Source organism: Candidatus Binatia bacterium (assembly GCA_036382395.1).
Taxonomy (GTDB): domain Bacteria; phylum Desulfobacterota; class Binatia; order HRBIN30; family HRBIN30; genus JAGDMS01.
Map to the genome: position 1 here is coordinate 1 of DASVHW010000166.1, position 2,261 is coordinate 2,261.

The 2,261-nt window shown below is 63.2% G+C and carries 2 protein-coding genes and 1 pseudogene; all 3 read left to right on the forward strand.

Annotated elements, in window-relative coordinates; translation table 11 throughout:
- Positions 1 to 280: glutathione S-transferase N-terminal domain-containing protein (locus VF515_07740; GenBank protein HEX7407527.1), on the forward strand; the 280-nt coding region annotated here is incomplete at its 5' end.
- Between the two features lie 503 nt (positions 281 to 783).
- A pseudogene (locus tag VF515_07745) lies at positions 784 to 1,442 on the forward strand (SOS response-associated peptidase).
- A gap of 159 nt (positions 1,443 to 1,601) precedes the next feature.
- Positions 1,602 to 2,261: integrase (locus VF515_07750; GenBank protein HEX7407528.1), on the forward strand; the 660-nt coding region annotated here is incomplete at its 3' end.

Sequence of the window (2,261 nt, forward strand, 5' to 3'; positions counted from 1 at the left end):
CAAGCCGCTCACGCTGTACAACATGGAAGGCTCGCCGTACTGCCGCAAGGTCCGCGAAACTCTGAGCGAGTTGGATCTGGAGCACATCGTTCGCAATGTCCCCAAAGGCAGTCCGAAGCGCGCCGAGCTGGAGAAACGCGGGGGCAAAGTCCAAGTGCCGTATCTGATCGATCCCAACTCAAAGGTCGAGATGTATGAGTCGGATGACATTGTCGCGTACCTGGAAAAGCAGTATGGCGCGGGTCCCCGGACCGCGGGGCGCCGCACGGCCGCCCGCTGATTGACGTTGTCGGCTGCGCGCCGCCACCGCGCTGCGTTGCTACGCGAGTTCCTCGATTACTACTACGCCGCTTCAAACAACCCCCTCCTGGTCGTGTGCCATTCTGTGGCACTGACTCCCAGGCGGTCAGACAACGTGGGCTGGCAGGCCGTTGAACCCTTCGAGCCAAGCATGTTACGGGTGCCTCATGCCGCCGGTCCGCTACGAGCACACCATCTGCACTGCCATCGTCATTATGGCCGTGTTCCTGGTCAGCCTCGGTCGCACCTTCCCCACGCATGCACAGAACGCCCGAGCCACTGCGTCGGAGCATGGTGCTGTTGCAGCGGCCCAAGAACCCCCTGTCTTGAAAACGATCATCACTGCGCACTGGCGTCTGGCGAACGCCCGTGCAGCGCTTCCGCCGGTGCCACTGGTGGTGGGCGACGGCGCGCCGATGAGTATCGTTGCCAGTGTGGATGGTTGCGCGATGCGCAGGTGCAATTGCTGAGAAGATCAACGTCATGTGCGGTCGGTTCACCCGGACCAGCTCCCGAGAAGTTATCGCCACGGAGTTCGGCATAGCGCACTTCACCAACGTCGATCTCCAGCCGCGGTATAACATCGCGCCGAGTCAGATCGTCGAAGCGCTCATTTGCGACGGTGGGGAGAAGCGGCTGGGACCGATGCGATGGGGCTTCACGTCAACCTCCACAACGGCACCAACGCCAATCAATGCACGCGCCGAGACGGTCGCCACGTCACCCCTGTTTCGTGATGCGTTTCGCCGTCACCGGTGTCTGGTCATCGCTGATGGCTTCTACGAATGGCGGAAGGACGGGCAGCGGAAGACCCCGTATTTCATTACCTCCGCTCGGGTCGCCCGTTCGGCTTCGCGGGCGTTTGGTCATGTCACCGGAGCGACAGGGGGCAACGGATCGGAACGTGTGCCATCGTGACGTGCCCACCAAACGAGTTGATGGCACCGATTCACAACCGTATGCCCGTCATCGTGCCGGCAGCCGCTCACGACCGCTGGCTAGACCCGAGCGCCGCGGATGCCGATCTCCGTCAGATGCTCGCACCGCTGCCGTCCGAGGAGATGGACGCCTATCCCGTCTCCACGCTGGTCAACTCGCCCAGGAACGATTCACCGGAATGCGTGAGGAGGATCGGTGACTGACGGGTTGAAGGCGGACGAAGTTGGAGAAGAAGTACAGGTCCATAGACTGTGCCTCGCCAAAACTCCAGCTGTGCCTCGCCAATATTCGGTCCGCCGCGCTTGAACCGAGAATAGCTCGCTCCCATTGCAGTCGCACAGGTTCCCTCGCATCCTCTGGCCATGCTGCTACTGCTCAAGCTTTTCGTCTGGGCCGTGCGCGCCCTGGCACGCTCGCGACAGGCCCTCGTCCTCGACAATCTCGCCCTGCGCCACCAACTCGCCATCCGCGCGCATCGCAGTCGTCGTCCACAGCTCCTCCCGACCGACCGCCTGTTCTGGGTCGCCCTGCGCGCGGTGTGGACCGACTGGGCCAGGTCCCTGGTCATCGTGAAACCCGCCACCGTGGTTGCCTGGCACCGCCGCGCGTCTCGTACGTACTGGCGCTGGATCTCGCGTCAGCCCGGCCGGCCCCGAACCGACGCCCAGCTCCGTGACCTCATCCGCCGCATGGTGACGGAAAATCGGTGGGGCGCCCCGCGCATTCATGGGGAGCTGTTGAAGCTGGGCTTTCGCGTGTCCGAGCGGACGGTGTCGCGTTATGTCCGGGCCTCGCGACCCCGGCGCCCACCCAGTGCATCCTGGAAGACATTTCTGGACAACCACCGGGAGGTGCTCGCGGCGATGGATTTCTTCACCGTCCCGACGCTGAGCTTTCGGCTCCTTTATGTTCTATTGGTTATCCAGCACCGTCGTCGCACAGTGCTGCACTTCAACGTGACGGCCAACCCCACGGCAGCTTGGGTCACCCAGCAGCTGCGCGAGGCATTGCCCTTCGCGGCA